The following is a 20563-nucleotide window of genomic DNA, read 5'->3' as shown; positions in this document are numbered from 1 at the left end:
GGCATGAATGAGCGTGGCTACTGCCGAACCAGGCACGATCCTAGTTGTCGATGATACTCCTACTAATTTGGAGATCCTTTTCGATTTCTTAACTAATTACGGTTTCAAAATTTTGATCGCTGAAGATGGTGAAAGCGCGCTCCAAAAAGCAGCATATGCCTCACCAGATCTGATCCTGTTAGATATTTTGATGCCAGGGATAGATGGTTTTGAAACTTGCAGCCGCCTCAAAGCCAGTGAATCAACGCGGGAGATTCCGGTAATTTTTATGACTGCCTTATCTGAAACAGCAGATAAAGTGAAGGGTTTACAGGTGGGAGCAGTCGATTACGTGACTAAGCCATTACAGCATGAAGAGGTTTTGGCAAGGGTGCAGACACATCTGCGGTTGCGATCGCTAACCAAGCAACTCCAAGCGCAAAACGTGCAGTTAGAGCAGGAGATCGAGCAACGCCAACGGCAGTATCAGCGATCGCAATTATTTGCGGAAGTGACGCTGAAAATTCGTCAATCGCTTCAGTTAGAGGACATACTACAAGCGGCGGCGATCGAAGTCCAGAAGATTCTGCAAGCAGATCGAGTTGTAATTTATCGCCTGCGATCGGATGGTACTGGTAGTGCAGTTGCTGAGGCAGTGCTACCTGGTTGGTTCTCAGTTCTGGGACAGCAATTTGCTGCGGAAGTTTTTCCAGAAGATTGCCATCAGCTTTACTGTCAAGGGCGAATTCGCGGCATTGCCGATGTGGAACGGGAAGAAAACATTGCGCCGTGTTTAGTTGAATTTATGCGGCAATTCCAAGTTAAAGCAAAACTGGTCGTGCCGATTACGATCAAAGCAGAACTCTGGGGTCTATTAATTGCTCATCAATGCAGTAGCTCGCGAGACTGGACTGATTTTGAGACAGAGTTGCTGGGACAGCTAGCCGATCAAATTGGTATTGCCATAACTCAAGCTCAACTTTTAGAACAAGAAACTCGCTACTCTCAGGAGCTAGCGCGATCGAATGCCGAACTGCAACAGTTTGCCTCGATCGCCTCTCACGATCTGCAAGAACCATTGCGCAAGATTCAAGCATTTGGCAACAGACTTCAAGAAAAGTATGGCGAGCTGCTGAACGAACAGGGGGCTGACTATATAAGACGGATGCAAAATGCAGCCCAGAGAATGCAGATTTTAATTGACGATTTGCTCGTATTTTCACGAATTACAACTAGAGCGCAACCCTTCGTTGCAGTGAATCTTGCCAAGGTAGCAAAAGAGGTACTATCAGATTTAGAAGTGTTAATTCAACAAACTGAGGCGCAGGTGGAGCTGAGCGAGCTGCCAAGCATTCATGCCGACCCGTTACAAATGCGTCAGTTATTGCAGAATTTGATTGGCAACGCCCTCAAATTTCGGCGAAAAAACGAACCTCCTCGTGTGAAGATATACAGTCAAATTATCGATAATCGAGAACAATTAACTGAGAATTTACTAAATACTTATCTTTGTCAAATTACAGTTGAGGATAACGGTATTGGTTTTGACCAAAAGTATTGCGATCGCATTTTTCAAGTTTTTCAACGGTTGCACGGTCGCAGCGAGTACGAAGGTACGGGTATAGGTTTGGCAATTTGCCGTAAGATTGTCGAGCGGCATGGTGGCAGTATTGCAGCTGAAAGTAAGCCAAGCCAAGGAGCAAAATTTATCGTGACGCTACCTATGCATCAATCCATAGATTGAGGGGGCTTTGTTCGTGTCGCTGGGATATGCGATCGCTTTGATACTGGTCAGGATCGATGAATTTTGTTTATCATGCTGATAAGAAACTCTATTTGTTTCGCGCCATCTTGTCACCTAAAGTAAAAACATCGTCCTTTCCGGCTAGTTTTTCCAATGGAACTTTCGAGCAAATCTGAATATGCACTGCTGGCGCTGTTAGAGTTGGCGAATGCTTATCAGAGCGCTCAGTTGCTCCAAATTCGGCAGATAGCAGCCAGACGAGATATACCAGAGCGTTATTTGGATCAACTGCTGGCAATATTGCGGCGAGGCGGACTGATTAAGGGTATCCGTGGAGCTAAGGGTGGTTACATCCTGGCACGCGAACCACGCCAAATTACGCTGCTAGATGCTTTGCGATGTATTGAAGGATTAGATATCGCATCTTCTGTAGAGCAAAGCACTGCTGAAGGAGCAGAACGAGGCGCAGTTGAGGAAATTTGGCAATCAGCAGAACAGGCGGCGAATGCAGTTTGGCAAAACTATACGCTCCAAGACTTGTGCGATCGCGTTGCCGCTCGTCGGCAGTTAGATTATATGTACTATATCTAGGCTTAAGCGATATTTTTAGTTCGTATCTTTGCCATATTTAACTTTTGGTTTCGATATCGTACAACTGGCACATGGCAAGGAGTTCTTGTTTGAGGCGATCGCGCATACTCTGTGGTGATACAATGACGCAATCTTGCCGATAACGCAGGACTTCTCGAATCAGCCAAAACTCGTTAACAACTCGCCGCACGACTTGACGCACATCCCCAATTGTTTCGTCTTCTAAGTCATCTTCCCTACGTTCATAGGATTTCACCATCCAACCCTGAAAGTGTAAGTATACTTTTAGATGATCTAATCCCTCTCGCCATTCACCGCTTGCGGGTACGATTAAACGAATGCGATCGAAGATTAAAGTGCGATTGTGCCAAAGTTCGGGTAAGTTGGGAATCGAATTTTTTACATCTTCCGTTTCCTCGCACCATATGAGTAAGTAATACCGCTTATCGAAAAAGCGCGGTTCGGCATAGCGCACGGTGTACTGTAGTTCTTCACCTTGGGAATTTTCATAAAACAAATAAAACGGTTGTTGCTTTTGTCTATACTCATCAATTTGACTTCGCCATGCTTGTAAGAGCTTACTGGCTTGTTTGAGCAATGATTGGCGGATTGATGCATCAAGGTTTCCTCGCTCTAATAAAAGTGTAAGTATAGTTTGAGATTCGCCAATTTGACCTGCATCGTTAAGCGCTTTGATAGCCTGCTGCAAGGCGTTGACTTGGTTAGAGTCAAGCGTGAACGGCTTTCCCACCTCTACAGCGTGTTGGGCGATCGCCACGATTAAGCCCGAAATACTGGGGTCTTTGCCCCAAAGAATATTGAGGCGACGGGCGATCGCTTCTAGTTTTTCCTTGGTTCCTGGCGGAATTGACAGTGTAATCGTGTCTTTTTTTCGAGGCATTTACAAAATGTAGTTGCACTTTTAGCAATACTGTGCCATATTCATAAATGTAATTATAAATAGTCTATTGACAAAAAGTGCAGTGACACAGCCTTGTAGCAATTCTGTTAATCTTTGCACTAAATCAAGCGTCATAGCCCCCTTATTAAGGGGAGGACACTTGCGTGGGCGGGTTTCCCGACTTGAGCAAAGTGTCCGTGGGTTGGGGGGTCTTCTCCGCTGTAGTCATTAAGAATTAGTATGACTCCACAAGGTTGTCTCCGTATAAGCACTCATCTCAAAAATTGGCTTGTCAACCTAGACTTGATTTTGGATTGAAATAACTGTATATGATTAAGCGCAACAGGCTTTTAAATCGCCCTCCCAAAAGTTTGGAGGAGCGTTATTTCAGTGAAATTCGCCCCCAGATATACAAAAATCACGCACATCATCATCAGTATGGGGTCAGGAAAGGAACGACTCTTGCGGAACATTTAGATTCTGCGTGTCAGTTCATTTTGACAGTTAGCCGAATAGCAGGCGTATCTGAAGATAAAAGACCTTTACTGCTAGCTGCAACGGCTGTTCATGACTTGAATAAATTAGATACTGAAGGGCGTAATGTCAAAACTCTAGCTAGAAATAAGGACTTTTTAACAGAACAACTGGAAAAAGCTTGTGTACTAACTTTTGTGGTGACAGAAGATGACTTTGAATTAGTTAGAAAGCTAATTGAACGCCATTCAGGTCACAACATCAGCGATGCGGCAAGATTTTTACCAGAAGACCCAGACATTGAACGATGGGCGGCGATGCTGACGGCTGCTGATTTGTTTGATTTAGGAATTCCAGATGAAAAGCGTTTTCGCAAACTAGAAACGGAATTAACTGTTGCTTTTGGGCGAAGCTGCAACCTGTTTAGATTACGCTTAACTGAAGATAAAGGCTATATTACAGCCCTACTACTAGGTGCTTGTGAAGAAGTTTTACACAAGCATGGGTTAAATTCTTTAGCAATTTTCCCTGATGGAGCATTATTTGAAGGTGAAGCCCTACCAAAAGTAAATTTGACAAAAGAAATAGCGGGTGTTTGGCAAGGTAAAATCGACCGAGTTTTTGGGAATAATATTGAAAGACTTGTTAGACCTACTAAGGATGGTATTAAGATTGCTCATCCAGCTATTCAACAAAATATTGAGGAAGTGTTAATCAATGTCGAGGCTCTTTTAGAAAAGAAAAAAGCTGGTTATAAATCAGACAAGATTGCTAAAGATGTGACTAAGTGGGGTGATGCGGCTGGTGCAGATGCAATAAACAAAGTAACTGAACTTGGTTTAATACCTGCCAGTGATGCAGACGAATTTGCCGTATCTGAAGGATTAAAGGCTGCTTATCTCAGCTACCGTAAGGTAGGATTAAGCCCTAAAGAAGTTTGGGATAAAATTGCTCGTCACACTGGTATTTCTGAACAGCAACGTATTGCACTTGAGCCGTTTAATGGTCAATATGGGCGACCTTTATTTGCTACCAAAGCTGCTATTAAGGGGATTGAAGGTATTAAAGAAGCTCTCAAAGAATCTTTTCAGCTCAGAAAGGAAAGTACACAAACTTCAGAAGAGATAGAAGTATCTGAGGAACTAATTACAGAAGTTAACAGAATGGTAAATTTACCTTTTGCTATTCGGTTAAATGGAGTCAATGATTTAAATGCTTATATAGAAGCAAATCCTAGACAAAGATGCTCTTTAGGCTCTACTTCTACTGAAATAGACGAGTTAATTTCAGCTAATATGCCTCCTGGTACGAAAGTACAAGCTTTTTCTAACCGCTTACCAGGTGGTATCAATGCAGAACCTAAAAGACAAGCAGATTCAATTGCAGCTTTAGCTTATCAATTGATGGCAGTTGGGGCAAATTTTCCTAGTGTTAAAAAGCAAGATCCCATATATCTACACTTAGCCTTACCTAAAGGTTCTGCACCTGATTTATTAAGAATCTGGCGCGAACTTCTACAACAAATTGCAGCAAAAAATGCTGAGGGTGGCACTGTCACTGTTGATGAAATTCAGCTATATCAAGATAACAAACTTGAATTTAAAGCTAACAAAGTAGTTGGTGCAGCATTACCTAAACGTCCAGAATTTTTACATACAACAGTGATTATTCCTATAGTGTGGGGAGAAGCTAATGCTTCTTTAGCTTTACTTAAATCGCTGAGACTCGGTTTAGAAATATCTTTGTCTTTAGATATTGGCTTCCCTTTTACTCTTAGTAGCAACTTAGAAGTTGAGTTGTTTGATGATGTTTATGGACGAGTAGAGGGAATACCTGCTGCACTACAACCTTTGCTCGGAAGTGGACAATATCAGCAGAGTGAAGACGCGGAAAAAATTCTAGAGAGACTGCGTTGTATTGGCAAACTAGCAATATCTGTGGCGAGTATTCAGAAAGCCGATGATTGTTTGTACGATTTAGCTCGCGCTTGTGCTAGACCAATAGAACTTTATTATATTCTATTACGTTGGATTTTACGAGAACAAGATGAACCAAATTTGAATGCAATTTGGAATCGTATTTGCGAACCATTAAATATTTTGTTGAACAATCTTATGCCTAATGAAAACTCGTTATTAACTAAATATCTCAAAGAAGCTGCTCAAATAGCAGCGGAGGCAAAAATCTGGGGAAGCTCTTTCAAACGTACTGCTCAAACAGAACCTTTCACAGCTTTTATTGCTGCTATTCGTACTCAAAAATCTCATTTAGATTTGGAGATGATTTTTGCTGCTTTGATACAACAATACCACACCCGTTTGGATCGTATCCGCGAACACGGTGTAGGTGCAACAAAGTTAGAGCAAGTTAAGCGTTATTACGATGTATTACGGAAACTATATGAGGAAGTTTATTCAGCACGTCCTGAAAAGTTTTTATCTGACCGAAAAACTTTAGAAGCTGCTTATTTATTCTTTCTTGAGGAAGCACGCAAGCAACTAAAATCTCAATCTCAAGACGATTCAGATGAAAATACTACCAATACTTAATTAATAGGAGTTAATTATGTCGATTCAAAAGCTTTCTTCACTTCTAGCAACCACTTACGAAAATTTCCCTAAAGGACGTTTTCTTACTTTAGTAGTTTTAAGAAAAACTCATTCTGAAACTATCTTTCGTACAGAAGGTTCTGGCGAACCAATGTGTAGTGAGTTTGTTCAAGCTGGTGTTACTAATGACAATATCATTCAACGTTTGGTAATGACTAAACGTAAACAAGTAGCACCGGAAAGACGCTATGGCAGAGAGCATTTAAGAGCGCATGAGCTTTTATATACTAATAGTAAAGATGGCGCTCTTTGCTCTTTAAATACTAATTCACCCTGCGAAATGTGCGTAGATTGCTTCCTTTATGGTTTCGCTGCTGGTGGTGGTGGCGCACAGAAAAGCCGTATTTGGACTGAAGATGCTTTCAGTATTTTACCTGCTAGTGACGTTGTAGGCGATCGCACAATTAACGCCATTTATGAAAATGGTACGATGCGCGATGAAAAAGGTAACGCTTCCACAGCTTTAAATACAAGCGAATATATCAAACCAGGCGTGCATTTTCTGGATGTCGTCACTCTCAAAGATGTAACCGCTGATGAACTACGATATGTCATCGGTAATATTCTATTTACTAGTCGTTACGGTGCTGTGTCCAGTCGTGTAGGACGCATGGAAAATCAAATATTAGGTGTTTTTGGCAGTATTACCGAACTTCCTAGTTCTCTAGAACTCGTACAAGCTACTTATGATGTTTTAGGTAAGCCTTTAGAACACCCCCTGAATTCCAACCAATTAATTACAGCTAGCCAGCAAGTCATTGCAAATTGGAGAAATAAAAGAGGGGTATCTGTGCATTTATCTGAAGCAGAATTAGTCAATTTAATTGCTGATGTAGAAACTCATTGGTCAGTAGCAGAACGTGATAGTTTTCTGAAACGCTTAAGCCAATCGTACGAACCTTTCCGTCAAATTGCATCTGATAAGAAAAAGGCTAAAGGTAAAGGAAAAAATAATTCAGTTGAAGTAGAGAGTTAGATTATGTCAACAATTCCTTTTCAGCAGGCAAAACTTGTTGAATTACACTGTCTTGAACCAGTCTTTTTTGCCTCTAGGGAGTTGTCTGATACCTATTATACTGAGGGGGTGATTGGGAATTATGCTCTTACCTACGCTTTAGGTTTGGTAAATTCTCCATATCGTCTCCAAGGTCAGGCTACAGGACGACCAACCTACAAAGAAGATTTACAACCAATTGCACGAGATTTTTATATCTTACCAGCTTCACCTCTGGATAGAATTACATTCAGATTTGAACGTTTTAACGCTCTTTCTGATGCTTATTGGTATTCAATGACTAATAATCGGGTTGCTACTGCAAGAGAAGATTTACCATTTCTCAAAGCAACAGGAAAAAAGCCAAATTCATTTCGAGCCAGTAATTTTCCACAAACTGGAAGACTACGAATGATTGAACGCGGTAACAGATTTCAAACTTTGGTGTTTGGAAATAGCCAATTACCCGATTATATTCGTCTTGGTAAATTTATGAGTAAAGTTAAAGTCAACATACTCAATGAATCATCGGTGAATTTACTACCAGAAGGTGAATATCAAAGTCAACATTATCTAAATTCTGCCGATTTACCACAACAACTAGAAACTTTAGCTTTTGATTTAATTTCTATTCCTCCCGCACCTATTATTAAAAATCTACGTTTTCGAGGTTGTGCTTGGCAGATTGATGAAGCAATTGTACCAGCAGATTTATATTTTTGTGGTAGAGAAAGTAGGGATGAATAAACAAAGATTAGTTACTAGGCTAGAACCTCGTAGTATTTCGTTTTGTGCAGCTTTGCCAAAAAAGATATCTTTCATGACAAAGGCACTTCAGCATCAAGTCGATGTATTTGAAAAATCTAGAAATGCCGATATTATCCTCGATTTAGTACCGACTGGCACGGGTAAAACTAAAGCAGGATTAACAGTTTTAAAACATCAGCAAAATAAAAGTGCTATTTATATTGCACCAACTAATGCTTTAATTGAACAGCAAACAGAAGCAGCTAAACAGTTTGTGCGTGAGGCTAACTTACCTCATATTGTTAAATCAGCTTCGGCTAAAGACATTAAAAGCTGGTCTAACGATAAAGTTGGCAGTCGTTCAGGAGAAAAACTATATAATGTCTTGCGAAATCCTGCTACAGTTTTTGATGATGTTGGAGCAAATACACCAATTCTGTTAATAACGAATCCTGATATTTTCTACTATGCAACTTTTTTTGCATACAACAAGCTAGATAGAGATAATATTGCTGCTAGTTTTTACACCAAATTTTCTACAGTCATTTTTGACGAATTTCACCTCTACGATGCTAAACAGCTAGTAGGAATGCTGTTTTATCTAGCATACTCTCAAGTCTTTGGCTTTTTTCAACATGGACGCAAGATAGTATTGCTGACAGCAACACCAGAACCAGCTTGTGAATCAGCATTAGAAAATTTGAAACAGGCTGGTGTAAAGATAGCGAGAATTGATGGAGAAGCAGGTCATACTAATTTTGTCCCGTCACAAACAGCAGTTAACTTAGAATTAAGACCGAAGCCAGATAGCAAAGAAGCATGGATAGCAGAATTAGCCACAGAAGTTGTCCATCGTTTGCAAGAAAGTCCAGATAAAAATGGTGCTGTAATTCTGGACTCTTTGGATAATATTAATCTGCTCAAAAAAGTTTTAGATAATCGAGGACTCACTGATTATATCGGACGCATTACGGGACCTGCACCTAAACAAGATAGACAAAAGGCTATGCAGTGTCAAGTTATTTTGGCTACTAGCACTGTAGATGTAGGGTTTAACTTTGAAAGAAACCCCGAACCAACCAGACAGAATTTAGACTGGTTAATTTTTTCAGCACGCGATCGCGCTGCTTTTTGGCAGAGAATAGGTAGAGTCGGGCGTGTTTTAGGTAAATCGGAAACTAACATCGATTCAGAAGCTATTGCTTACTTGCCTGCGAATGCTTGGCAAGAAGGCTTAAATTCTCTTAATACGACTGGGGGTCGTACAGCGCTAAAAGAGATACTCGATACGCTTCCCTGTTTAGATAAGCCTTTTTTAACAGCTTACTGGCGTTCAGAAGCATCTCTAGAAATTGCACGTCCTTTATTAGAACTGGAAAAAAATTCTGAAAATCTAGCAGTTGCTGAATTAATTCCAAAACTGTTTGATACTTTAAAATCAATTTTGGGGGGAAATCGCACTTGGGAAGACTATCGCTACAGAATGAAAGTTTTGCAAGGTGCTGAAAATATTGCTCAAATGTCTTTAGATAAATTAAAAAAAGACTGGAAATATATCAAAGGTGGACGAGCTTTTGTCAAAAAATATATCAAGGTAAAATCACCTGAAGAGTGGGATGATTTACAAGCCGGACGCACGACAATAGACGCATACGAAGATATTTTTAAACAAAATGACGTAGTTGCTGAACTCAAAGAGTTCGCTGAGGTTTTTAGTACAAGCTATGCCCCATTATTTACTTTTCGCTATAGTTTATTTGAAAGCCTTCCTATTTGCGATCCATTCGGTTTTATCTTAGATGAAACTGAGAAAAGTCAAATCGATCCTTTTCATCTATTACGCTATTACGAATTTGCCCAAAACGGTGATTTTATCGAAATCAGAACTCGCGCAATCGAGACTTATAAACTGAGTTTTAGAATGCGATATCTCGATCGTCAACAAGAGTTTATCAATACGGAACTGAATAAATTAACAGCTTTTAAAAATTGTCAAATTATTCGCAGTGTTGGAGGAGCAATACGTCCGACACCTGAACTACAGGCGTTATCAAAATATCTCTTACCAGGAGTCATTATTTGTCCTCGAACTAATGCTGCTACTCTTTTCCAGTTACATAAACAAGGAATTGTTTCATACCCTATAACCATTGCTTGCAATGATGGTGAAAGACAATACGAGTTTTTAGTAGGCTTGGCAGGAATCTTAACAATGGCAATGAAGTTTAAACAGCTACGTCTTCCAGATGATGAAGTTTTTATTGTTTAATCTCCATTAAGTCAAAACTCACTATGCCTCACAGCCTCGTCCTCAACCTCATTCCGCAATCTCCTATCTACCCTGAATTTCTCACTGGCAGACATCTCCACGCCTTATTCCTCACCCTCATTAGTTCTGTCGATAAAACCTTGGGAAACTACCTGCATCAATCCAATGCAGATAAAGCTTTCACCCTCTCACCCCTGCAAATACAACGACAGCACAAACATCACAATACCTTACAATTTGGTCATCAAAAACCCATTCCCGCAGGTACTCCCTGCTGGTGGCGTATTTCCCTACTCGATGACACTCTATTTAGCAAATTAACCCCACTGTGGCTGAATCTTAACCCAAAACACCCTTGGCATTTAGGTTCCGCAGACTTGTATATTACCAGTATTCTCGGTACTCCCCAATCGATGCAACCTTGGGCAAATGCTTGCACCTATACCCAACTATACGAACAAGCTAGCGATCGCGATCGCACTCTTAGCTTCACTCTTACTACGCCTGTATCCTTTCGTCAAGGTGAATACGATACGATTCTTCCCGTCAAAGAATGCGTTTTCAACAGTCTTTTAGGACGTTGGCATAAATATAGTGGAATTGAATTTACTAATATCTCCTTTGACTCAATTTATCCAAGTTTTGTCAAGATTCAAACGGAAGTAATTAGCAATTATAATAGTAAGTTTATTGGCTGTATTGGTGAAATTAGCTATCGCATTCTTGGAGATGTCGAACCAATAGTAATTAAGCAAATTAACGCTTTAGCTGACTTTGCTTTATATACGGGTGTAGGACGTAAAACAACAATGGGTATGGGCATGGTACGCCGTCTGTCAACAATTGATTCGCGTTCTTCAAATATGAAAAATCATGGACGATCTTGATTACATTCCTATCGCTGCATTAAATCAATATGCCTACTGTCCGCACCGCTGCTGGCGAATGTTTTGTGTAGGGGAATTTATCGATAACCAATACACAATTGAAGGAACGAGTTTACACGATCGCGTTCATACGTTAGGAGAAGGAAGTCGAGAAGAAACTCGGCAAATTCGAGCAATTTGGCTGAAGTCCGAACGATACAAATTAATTGGAAAGGCTGATTTAATTGAAGTAGAAAACGGTCAATGGTATCCAGTGGAATACAAGCGAGGACGTAAAGGAGAATGGGATAACGACGAACTACAAGTTTGCGCCCAAGCTTTGTGTTTAGAAGAAATGACTGGACAATGTATTAGTAATGGCTATATTTACTATGCTCATTCGCACCAACGTCAACTAGTAGAAATTACTAACCAATTGCGTCAAAGTGCGATCGCAACTATTCAAGCCGTTCAAACATTGCTAATGACAGGAGAGATACCAAAGGCTATTAAAACAAAACGCTGTGATGGATGTAGCTTATTTTCACGCTGCTTGCCTGGTGCTGTAGATAAGATCGGACGCTATCAAGAAGCCAAGTAAGTTTAGTTGTATTGATGTAACTTATCGACTACAAATGCAATTATGGGTACGGTTTATATCACTCAAGAAGATGCTTTTATTGGCAAAGCAGATGAACGTCTTCATGTCAGATTTGATAAAAAAACAATTTTAGATGTGCCGTTAATTAAAATAGATGGTGTTGTAGTTATGGGACGTGCTACCGTTTCACCAGCGGCGATTTCCGAACTACTCGAACGCCATATACCTCTGACTTTTCTGACAGAAACAGGTCGTTATTTAGGTAGATTGGAGCCAGAAGTTAGTAAAAACATTTTTGTTCGCAAGGCACAATGGCAAGCAGCTGGTGAGTCAGTTCAAGCAATTCATGTAGTTCAAGGTTTTGTGCGCGGTAAGCTAAAAAACTACCGAAATCTACTTATCCGTCGCCAACGGGAATTTCCAGACTTAGATTTATCAGCATATATTACACGTTTAGAGCAGGCGATCGCACCGATTGACACGACTAACAGTATTAACTCGCTGCGCGGTTTGGAGGGTGCTGGTAGTGCGGCTTATTTCAACTGCTTCCATCAACTGATTCGGGCTACAGAATTTACTTTTACCACGCGCAGCCGCCGTCCGCCGACTGACCCAGTTAATTCTTTACTCAGCTTTGGCTACTCATTATTGCGGCATGATATACAAGGGGCGATCGATATTGTTGGGTTCGATCCATATTTAGGATATCTACACTGCGAACGTTATGGTAGACCAGCGCTAGCATTGGATTTAATGGAAGAGTTTCGTCCCCTAATAGTAGATGCAGTCGTGTTATCTGCTTTGAATAAGCGACTTTTGACACCCGCAGAATTTGTGACGGAACCGTTAAGTCATGCGGTATCTCTGACTGGGGAAGGGCGAAAAACATTCTTGCGCTTATACGCGCAGAAGAAGCAATCTGAGTTCAAGCACCCAGTTCTAGGACGTAAATGTAGTTACCAAGAAGCATTTGAACTACAAGCACGGTTACTAGCGAAATACTTAATGGGTGAAAGTGAGAAATATCCACCGTTGATTTTGAAGTAGGCGTGAGGGGAGAAAATCACCATGAATGTTGTTATTTCTTACGATATCTCCGAAGATAAGCGCCGTACCAAAATCCATAACGTTCTTAAGTCTTACGGGCAATGGGTGCAGTACAGCGTGTTTGAATGCCAGTTGAGCGATACTCAATATGCTAAATTACGTTGGCGTTTAAATAAGTTAATTAAGCCGGATACTGATAGTATTCGATTTTATTTTCTATGCGCCTGCTGTTTTGGTAAAGTTGAGCGTATTGGTGGTGAACCAGTTTATGATGACACTATTTTCTTTGCTGAATGCGCGGATGGGTAGGTGTTGGTACAGAGAGTTTGAAAAAAATGCTGGCGATCGGCGCGATACAGTAGTTTACAGGAATAATAGCTGATGACCCACCGCGCTCCTTGCTACGTCTAGGTTTTCACAATTTGTACCTTGCATGAACCAGCTTTTGTGATGCTATTATTGCTTTATCCGCGCTCTCGAACCTTGAAAACTAAATATGGCTTAGTTTTCAGGCTCCCGCCGTTGAAATTTAATTAACGCCCTATTAGGGATTGAAACGCTTATACACTCCCGCGATTGACTCCCCCAGGGCGTTGAAATTTAATTAACGCCCTATTAGGGATTGAAACAAACAGTGAACGGGCGAGACGAAAATGCTGCTAAAGTTGAAATTTAATTAACGCCCTATTAGGGATTGAAACGGGGGAAAAAATATGATCGCAGCGGTCGCGGCGCGAGTTGAAATTTAATTAACGCCCTATTAGGGATTGAAACTCAACGTAGACAATAACTAGAGAGATAAATAATGGCTGGTTGAAATTTAATTAACGCCCTATTAGGGATTGAAACGTTCCCGCCCAAGTTTCAGCACCAAGGATTGAGGTTGAAATTTAATTAACGCCCTATTAGGGATTGAAACCTAAGGACAATACAGCCACTGCTACCGGGAAGTTGAAATTTAATTAACGCCCTATTAGGGATTGAAACAAGGAAATCGCATCATTAAAGGAAATTATTATTAGAGTTGAAATTTAATTAACGCCCTATTAGGGATTGAAACGGTGTGAGTGGAGTTGGAGATAGGGGATTAGCTACTAGGGGTTGAAATTTAATTAACGCCCTATTAGGGATTGAAACTATTTGATTCATTTTTGCAATGTACCCTGCGGTGAAAGTTGAAATTTAATTAACGCCCTATTAGGGATTGAAACCAGATTACGACGGCTGGGAGTGCTGGGTGGTTGACCGTTGAAATTTAATTAACGCCCTATTAGGGATTGAAACTGTTTTTATTGCGGTTATTGCGAATTAGGGCGAGAGTTGAAATTTAATTAACGCCCTATTAGGGATTGAAACAGTTTAGAGCATTAGGTACTAGCAGACAAGAATCGTTTTTGTTGAAATTTAATTAACGCCCTATTAGGGATTGAAACAAGGAAGGTGCTGCTGTTAGCGTCCTGGTGCGTTGAAATTTAATTAACGCCCTATTAGGGATTGAAACTAGGACTTTTTAAAGAAGCCCCCTATACTTGCCTGTTGAAATTTAATTAACGCCCTATTAGGGATTGAAACGTATTCAGCAGTGGGTTCAAGAATTAGAGCCGAGAAGTTGAAATTTAATTAACGCCCTATTAGGGATTGAAACATCGAAAACGTCCCAGGTTTGCTCACCTGTCCCAATGTTGAAATTTAATTAACGCCCTATTAGGGATTGAAACAGTCGTTCCCGCTATCGCGAGATTGCGGCTAATTCTGGTTGAAATTTAATTAACGCCCTATTAGGGATTGAAACATGTGAATTTTGAGCGATCGCGTTGTGTAAATCCAGGTTGAAATTTAATTAACGCCCTATTAGGGATTGAAACGTAGTTCTTGGTGCGATGGGTGTACGAATGGCTATGTTGAAATTTAATTAACGCCCTATTAGGGATTGAAACAAAAGCAGCTAGTTTTTAATTTTGAGATTAACCTTAAGTTGAAATTTAATTAACGCCCTATTAGGGATTGAAACGCGCTTGATAAAGCGGTTAATGCGGATTTCTAAGGGTTGAAATTTAATTAACGCCCTATTAGGGATTGAAACATGACATGATCGAGTCTATGCTTGAATTCGTTGTGTTGAAATTTAATTAACGCCCTATTAGGGATTGAAACAAGAACATAGATAGCAAACCAATGGGAAGTTGAATGTTGAAATTTAATTAACGCCCTATTAGGGATTGAAACGAAATGCGCCAATTGCAAAGAGAGAGAGATAAAGCGGTTGAAATTTAATTAACGCCCTATTAGGGATTGAAACAATCGAAGAACTATTCTTAATATAAATAAAGGCTGTTGAAATTTAATTAACGCCCTATTAGGGATTGAAACAACCTCCAAAAGCATTGCAGGGGTAGAGCTTCCGTTGAAATTTAATTAACGCCCTATTAGGGATTGAAACGGCGACCTTATCTAGAGCGGCATGGTTGGGACTGGAGTTGAAATTTAATTAACGCCCTATTAGAGATTGAAACGTAGAGGGATCGGCTTGCAAGATTGCCATTGCGCGATGTTGAAATTTAATTGTCTCCCTATTAGGGATTGAAACACGATTAATTGCAGATACCAAGATAGCTAGATCGCGTTGAAATTTAATTGTCTCTCTATTAGGGATTGAAACTCAATTGCACGCAATGAACTTTAAAAGCTTTCTGTTGAAATTTAATTAACACCCTATTAGGGATTGAAATAAGTGATGAGTCAGTGATGAGGCATCAAAGCCTTACAGTAGAGAAATACTGAGTTTGACGAGGCATCAGCTCCTATACTACTTTCCCAACAGGAAAAACAGCTCGCTCGACATCCGAATAGAATGAATGTACAACGTTATCCCGACGTGTAACATGAACATCTTTTCAGCCACAGAAGCGCGAGACAACCTTTACAAGCTAATTGACCAAACAGCAGAATCTCACCAGCCAGTCACAATCAAAGGACAGCACCACAGCGCCGTGCTAGTCTCCCTAGAAGACTGGACTGCCATTCAAGAAACGCTATACCTGATGTCAATTCCAGGGATGAAAGAATCAATCCTGGAAGCCAGTAAAGAGCCAATCGAAGAGAGTGCAACCAAGCTGGAGTGGTAAGCAAGTAGTGAGCAGCGAGTGGCAACTGATTTACTCCAAACAAGCTCAAAAGGACGCTCAAAAACTAGCGTCTGCTGGACTGAAGCCAAAAGCAGAGCAATTGCTAGCAGTGTTAGCAGAGAATCCTTACCAAAACCCCCCACCCTACGAGAAATTGGTGGGGGATTTAGCAGGTTACTATTCCCGACGAATTAATATCCATCCAGCATCGCCTAGTCTATGAAGTGCTAGAGAAACAACGAATCGTGAGAGTTGTGAGAATGTGGACGCATTATGAGTGAGACAGCATGATAACTAGACCAGAAAGTGCAAAACCCCTGGAGCCAATACAGCCGTGCAATCAACTGCGTTGAAATTCAATTAACGCCCTATTAGGGATTGAAACTTGCGATTTCCTACTACTCGATTAATGGCTCGAATAGTTGAAATTCAATTAACGCCCTATTAGGGATTGAAACCGGGTTGCAGATTAGAGAAGAGACTGAGCTGATTGTTGAAATTCAATTAACGCCCTATTAGGGATTGAAACACGATTAATTGCAGATACCAAGATAGCTAGATCGCGTTGAAATTTAATTGCCTCCCTATTAGGGATTGAAACCGCAATGAAACCAAAAGAACAGGCTACACCGTGCATGTTGAAATTTAACGATCTCCCTATTAGGAATTGACTTTTTTTTTGGAAGTGCTGGAATAAGATCGCCTGCTGCGCTATGGTTGAAATTTAGTTGTCTCCCATTAGGGATTGAACCTAGTACAGACTGAACCAATGCACTACCGACGATTTGGCAAAACAAATCTCAATCTTTCGGTGTTTTCGTTAGGCACGATGCGTTACTTGGCTTCGGAGGAAAATGCCTATAAAACAATCGATCGCGCAGTTGCACTAGGAATCAATCACATCGAAACAGCTAGAGGCTATGGTAACAGCGAATTATATCTCGGTGCAGCACTGAAAAAAGGTTTGCCTGTCCCCCGTTCCCAACTTCACATCACAACCAAAATTTCCCCTACGACAGATGCAGACTCGATGCGTTGTTACATCAATGAGTCTTTAGAACGTATTGGAGTCGATTATTTAGATTGCTTGGGAATTCACGGAATTAACACTTGGGAACATCTCGATCTCGTACAACAACCAAATGGTTGTATGCAAGCAGTACGGGAAGCTGTTGCTGATGGACGGGTAAGACACGTTGGTTTTTCCACTCACGCATCTTTAGATGTAATACTAGCAGCGATCGCGACCGATCTATTTGAATTTGTCAACCTACATTATTACTACTTTTTTCAACGTCATGCCCCAGCAATAGAACTCGCCCATACTAAAGATATGGGTGTATTTATTATCTCTCCTGCGGATAAGGGAGGACTCTTATACACTCCACCAGAGACGCTTAAAGACTTGTGCCAGCCTTTTTCCCCATTAGAACTCAATTATCGCTTTTTACTAAGCGATCGCCGTATTACTACCCTCAGCATCGGTGCAGCCACCCCAGAAGAGTTAAACGTCCCTTTACAAGTCGCTGACTGTGACACACCTCTAACTGATGCAGAAATTAAAGTATTACAGCGCTTAGAAACTCATGCTGCTACAACTTTAGCAAGCGATCGCTGTAGTCAATGCTACAAATGTTTGCCTTGCCCTGAAAAAATTAATATTCCCGAAGTTTTGCGCCTGCGAAATCTGACTATTGCATACAATATGCAGGAGTACGGCAAATATCGTTATCAAATGTTTGAAAATGCCGGACACTGGTTTCCTGGCATGAAAGCAAATAAATGTACTCAGTGTGGTGATTGTCTACCGCGCTGTCCCGAACAATTAGATATTCCGCAATTATTATCTGATACTCACGATCGCTTGAATGGATCTCCTAGACGTAGGTTATGGGGATGATTAGTAATTGGTAATTGGTAATTTTATGAAAGTTTTTTCCCAAAATGAATGGCGATCGCTACAACAACCGCAATTTTGGTTAATGGCGATCGCGAGTGGTATAGCGACTATTCATGCAAGTTTAATTTGGCGGAGTAATGCCGATTCAAATCAATTTATTCTCAGTCTTCTTTGTTGGTTGGCTGTGGCAATTTTAATATGGGAAAAGCGTCACAAATTAATTTTACAAAGCGATATTGTTTCTAGCTTCCTCGGCTTTAGTCTTCTAGGCTTTGTTCTCCTCAGAAGTCTATGGATGACTAGTTTCGACAATTTATTTCATTTTATTCCCTTTATCGCTGCTATAGGATTGGTTTTACTTGCTTCTGGAGCCAACAAATTACATCAATATTGGCAAGAGATAATCATTATCTTTGCTTTTTCGATTCCTGTAGAGTTGCTAATTAATCGAATTGGCATTCTAGCTCTATACACGGCGAATTTTGCGTCTTTAATTTTAACTTATCTAGGAGTAGAATTTTATCGAGAGGGAGTCAATATTGTTCTAGCTAATGGCAAAGCTGTAGAGGTAGCTGCTGGTTGTTCTGGTTGGGAAAGTATATTTCCTTTATTAAAACTATCTGTATTATTTTTAGTCATGTTTCCGACAAAAACAATGCAAAAAATCCTCGTTCCTTTAGCCGCAGTTGCGATCGCTTTTGTTGTCAATGGAGTACGAGTCGCTATTCTAGCCATTTTACACGCTTACACAGCCGAAGCTACATTTAAATACTGGCACATCGGTACGGGTTCGCAAGTTTTTTTTCTAACTTCTACTTTATTATTTGGAGGATTCTGTTATTTAACTAGTAAAAGATTACCTTCCGAACATTCAGACAAGAGAGAACTTTCTGAACTATGAAGTTTTGGCAACGCTTGCGAACACCGCTATTAATTTTCACATTTGTCAATGTATTGTTTGTATCTAGTCGAGTGTTACTCGATTCAAACATTGGTAAGCGAAAAGTTACCCCTTTTACATTTCCTGCTACAGTTCCTCTTCCACAGTGGCAGCAAGTCGCAAGTCAACCGCTACCAGATCGAATTGTAGAACAAGAACCATATGGTAAGGTAGCATTTCCAGGTAGACGCTATCAATACAAGCAAAACGACTTGTTACTCGATGTTGATGCGCGCTATGAATTAAATACTGTAGGAGATGGACAACAAGCGATCGCAGACAATCTTAATCTATCATTTCCAACCAATCAATCTCCACTGCAAATTCGCCACAATCCACAATTAGGTTATTACGCAGTTTTCGTACACCAACAAAGAGCATATTTAAATGCATGTATTAATTCTCGTGGTGGTAGTACGTTCACTCCTTCCCAATTTGACGCAAATCGCTTGCGCTATGATTTTCAATTTCCACGAATTGCATTATGGTTGTTGGGAAGACAAGAATTAAGAGATAACCGTTGCATTTGGACTCATTTATCTTTACCTTTAAAACAGCCTACGTCCGAAGCTTACTCTACCTTAGAACAGGCTTGGTTTTCTTCATATAAGTGGTGGAGTTCTCGCCTTCCTCCAATTTAACAATTATTAGTAAAGAGTGACTAGTGGTTGGTGTCTAGTGACTAGAATTGCTCCCCTTGTCCCCCTTGTCCCCCTTGTCCCCCTTGTCCCCCTTGTCTCCCTTGTCCCCCTTGTCCCCCTTGTCCCCCTTGTCTCCCTTGTCTCCCTTGTCCCCCTTGTCTCCCTTGTCCCCCTTGTCCCCCTTGTCTTCCCCCTCTCCTTTGTCTCAAAGAAAACAGTACAACAGGTCATCCATCTTGTGGCACAATCGCACAGTCATCTCGAACCATTATTTCGTTTAGCAGGCTATACTTTATTATCTTTATTTTTATTAGATCTGCTAGCAATTCTGATTCCTTTCAATTTTACTAATCCCGTGTGGGAGTTTCAGCTAGCAAATCAAATTGTAGAACGCGCACCCGTACCAATTTTAGGATTCATTTTTGTTTTAATTGGAGAATCTCAATTTCGGATATTTAAATTTCTGTCTTGGTTGAGTTTATTAGGAGGAGTTTTGTATTTTTTGCTCATTCCATTATCTATTAGCGCTATCGTCAGAATTGACCAACAAAGTTCCGGTCAAATTGCTACCAGATTAGAACAAATTCAGCAATTAAAAGAACAGATAAATAAAGCACAAACTTCAACAGATGTATCGGCAATTTTAAGCCAACTCAATCCGCAGGCTACTCCGCCAACAATAGAAAATCCAGAAGCAGTCAAACAACAACTGTTGGCTAGCTTATCTCAGAACGAGCGATCGCTTCAAGCCCAAGCAGCTAGCCGCGAAAATAATCTTGGAACGCAAATCAAAAATACAATCAAAATATCTTTAGGAGCGCTCATCTCTGGAACTTTCTTTCTAGTTATTTGGCAGAAAACCCGCAAAATCGTCAACCAAAGTCAATTTGGATCGTAGGTGCAGAATCAGAGAGCAGGGAGCAGTGACCAGTGACCAGTGACCAGTGACCAGTGACCAGTGACCAGTGACCAGTTAACAATCCACTACACCCCACACCCCACAACACACCGACCTCCCACACGGCGCTGGCTCCCCTACACCCGCATCAACACGCACCACTTTCTTACCAATCACCAACTACCAACTACCATCACTGCTAACTTCTAGCTTCCCACTCACTTTTTCCAATCATAA

18 protein-coding genes, 1 pseudogene and 2 CRISPR repeat arrays are annotated in these 20563 nt (G+C 40.7%); of the genes and pseudogenes, 17 read left to right on the top strand and 2 right to left on the bottom strand.

The features are described 5' to 3' along the window. Nucleotides 1-7 precede the first annotated feature (7 nt). Nucleotides 8-1723, top strand: coding sequence for a response regulator (locus M5J74_RS15845; protein ID WP_106217869.1), 1716 nt, complete (start codon nucleotides 8-10; stop codon nucleotides 1721-1723). A 153-nt stretch (nucleotides 1724-1876) separates the two neighbouring features. Then, complete coding sequence (locus M5J74_RS15840; RefSeq protein WP_015155042.1) at nucleotides 1877-2314, top strand: Rrf2 family transcriptional regulator; 438 nt, start codon at nucleotides 1877-1879, stop codon at nucleotides 2312-2314. Between the two features lie 37 nt (nucleotides 2315-2351). Here M5J74_RS15840 and M5J74_RS15835 read toward each other — a convergent pair whose 3' ends face one another. After that, nucleotides 2352-3215, bottom strand: a complete 864-nt coding sequence (locus M5J74_RS15835; RefSeq protein ID WP_106171112.1) for a WYL domain-containing protein — start codon at nucleotides 3213-3215, stop codon at nucleotides 2352-2354. 329 nt (nucleotides 3216-3544) lie between these two features. Between M5J74_RS15835 and M5J74_RS15830 the strand changes: the two genes are divergently transcribed. The 13 genes and pseudogenes from M5J74_RS15830 to M5J74_RS15770 all read left to right on the top strand — a co-directional run bounded on the left by M5J74_RS15830 (nucleotide 3545) and on the right by M5J74_RS15770 (nucleotide 19428). Next, nucleotides 3545-6238 (top strand): hypothetical protein, encoded by a 2694-nt coding sequence (locus M5J74_RS15830; protein ID WP_250012352.1) that lies wholly within the window; start codon nucleotides 3545-3547, stop codon nucleotides 6236-6238. 16 nt (nucleotides 6239-6254) lie between these two features. Beyond that, nucleotides 6255-7274, top strand: coding sequence for a type I-D CRISPR-associated protein Cas7/Csc2 (gene cas7d / locus M5J74_RS15825; RefSeq protein WP_250012349.1), 1020 nt, complete (start codon nucleotides 6255-6257; stop codon nucleotides 7272-7274). A gap of 3 nt (nucleotides 7275-7277) precedes the next feature. Then, a complete protein-coding gene (cas5d, locus tag M5J74_RS15820) occupies nucleotides 7278-8039 on the top strand; it encodes a type I-D CRISPR-associated protein Cas5/Csc1 (protein WP_250012346.1) in 762 nt (253 codons plus the stop codon). Then, nucleotides 8032-10308 (top strand): type I-D CRISPR-associated helicase Cas3', encoded by a 2277-nt coding sequence (gene cas3, locus M5J74_RS15815; protein ID WP_371933967.1) that lies wholly within the window; start codon nucleotides 8032-8034, stop codon nucleotides 10306-10308. Before cas5d ends, cas3 begins: the two co-directional genes overlap by 8 nt. Nucleotides 10309-10331: 23 nt before the next feature. After that, nucleotides 10332-11195 carry a CRISPR-associated endoribonuclease Cas6 gene (cas6, locus tag M5J74_RS15810; protein WP_250012342.1) on the top strand — a complete coding sequence of 288 codons (864 nt, stop codon included), beginning with the start codon at nucleotides 10332-10334 and terminating at the stop codon, nucleotides 11193-11195. Further along, nucleotides 11182-11775, top strand: coding sequence for a CRISPR-associated protein Cas4 (gene cas4, locus M5J74_RS15805; protein WP_015155035.1), 594 nt, complete (start codon nucleotides 11182-11184; stop codon nucleotides 11773-11775). The genes cas6 and cas4 overlap by 14 nt, the downstream gene beginning before the upstream one ends. A gap of 42 nt (nucleotides 11776-11817) precedes the next feature. Beyond that, nucleotides 11818-12822: a type I-D CRISPR-associated endonuclease Cas1d gene (gene cas1d, locus M5J74_RS15800; protein WP_106169129.1), complete on the top strand. Its 1005-nt coding sequence runs from the start codon at nucleotides 11818-11820 to the stop codon at nucleotides 12820-12822. A gap of 21 nt (nucleotides 12823-12843) precedes the next feature. Beyond that, the gene (gene cas2, locus M5J74_RS15795; protein WP_015155033.1) at nucleotides 12844-13131 is read left to right on the top strand and encodes a CRISPR-associated endonuclease Cas2; all 288 of its coding nucleotides are present in this window, start codon (nucleotides 12844-12846) and stop codon (nucleotides 13129-13131) included. A 212-nt stretch (nucleotides 13132-13343) separates the two neighbouring features. Next, nucleotides 13344-15551: a CRISPR direct-repeat array (repeat unit 37 nt; unit sequence GTTGAAATTTAATTAACGCCCTATTAGGGATTGAAAC). 153 nt (nucleotides 15552-15704) lie between these two features. Beyond that, nucleotides 15705-15947, top strand: a complete 243-nt coding sequence (locus tag M5J74_RS15790; protein ID WP_250012340.1) for a type II toxin-antitoxin system Phd/YefM family antitoxin — start codon at nucleotides 15705-15707, stop codon at nucleotides 15945-15947. 7 nt (nucleotides 15948-15954) lie between these two features. Then, nucleotides 15955-16228 (top strand): annotated as a pseudogene (locus tag M5J74_RS15785) (Txe/YoeB family addiction module toxin). A 67-nt stretch (nucleotides 16229-16295) separates the two neighbouring features. Further along, nucleotides 16296-16697: direct repeats of the CRISPR family, unit length 37 nt; unit sequence GTTGAAATTCAATTAACGCCCTATTAGGGATTGAAAC. A 19-nt stretch (nucleotides 16698-16716) separates the two neighbouring features. Then, nucleotides 16717-17847: an aldo/keto reductase gene (locus tag M5J74_RS15780; protein WP_250012336.1), complete on the top strand. Its 1131-nt coding sequence runs from the start codon at nucleotides 16717-16719 to the stop codon at nucleotides 17845-17847. 25 nt (nucleotides 17848-17872) lie between these two features. Beyond that, nucleotides 17873-18748 (top strand): cyanoexosortase A, encoded by an 876-nt coding sequence (crtA, locus tag M5J74_RS15775; protein ID WP_106171298.1) that lies wholly within the window; start codon nucleotides 17873-17875, stop codon nucleotides 18746-18748. Further along, a complete protein-coding gene (locus tag M5J74_RS15770) occupies nucleotides 18745-19428 on the top strand; it encodes a cyanoexosortase A system-associated protein (RefSeq protein ID WP_106171295.1) in 684 nt (227 codons plus the stop codon). Before crtA ends, M5J74_RS15770 begins: the two co-directional genes overlap by 4 nt. A gap of 6 nt (nucleotides 19429-19434) precedes the next feature. Here M5J74_RS15770 and M5J74_RS15765 read toward each other — a convergent pair whose 3' ends face one another. Further along, on the bottom strand, nucleotides 19435-19659 hold the full coding sequence (locus M5J74_RS15765; protein WP_250012334.1) for a hypothetical protein: 225 nt from the start codon (nucleotides 19657-19659) through the stop codon (nucleotides 19435-19437). A gap of 7 nt (nucleotides 19660-19666) precedes the next feature. On the opposite strand from M5J74_RS15765, the gene M5J74_RS15760 reads away from it, so the two are divergent. Both M5J74_RS15760 and M5J74_RS15755 read left to right on the top strand, forming a co-directional pair. After that, a complete protein-coding gene (locus M5J74_RS15760; RefSeq protein WP_250012331.1) occupies nucleotides 19667-20326 on the top strand; it encodes an HpsJ family protein in 660 nt (219 codons plus the stop codon). 60 nt (nucleotides 20327-20386) lie between these two features. After that, nucleotides 20387-20536 carry a hypothetical protein gene (locus M5J74_RS15755; protein WP_250012330.1) on the top strand — a complete coding sequence of 50 codons (150 nt, stop codon included), beginning with the start codon at nucleotides 20387-20389 and terminating at the stop codon, nucleotides 20534-20536. Nucleotides 20537-20563: the final 27 nt, after the last annotated feature.

Source organism: Chroococcidiopsis sp. CCNUC1 (assembly GCF_023546805.1).
GTDB lineage: Bacteria > Cyanobacteriota > Cyanobacteriia > Cyanobacteriales > Chroococcidiopsidaceae > Chroococcidiopsis > Chroococcidiopsis thermalis.
This window is presented reverse-complemented; position numbering and strand designations above follow the sequence as displayed.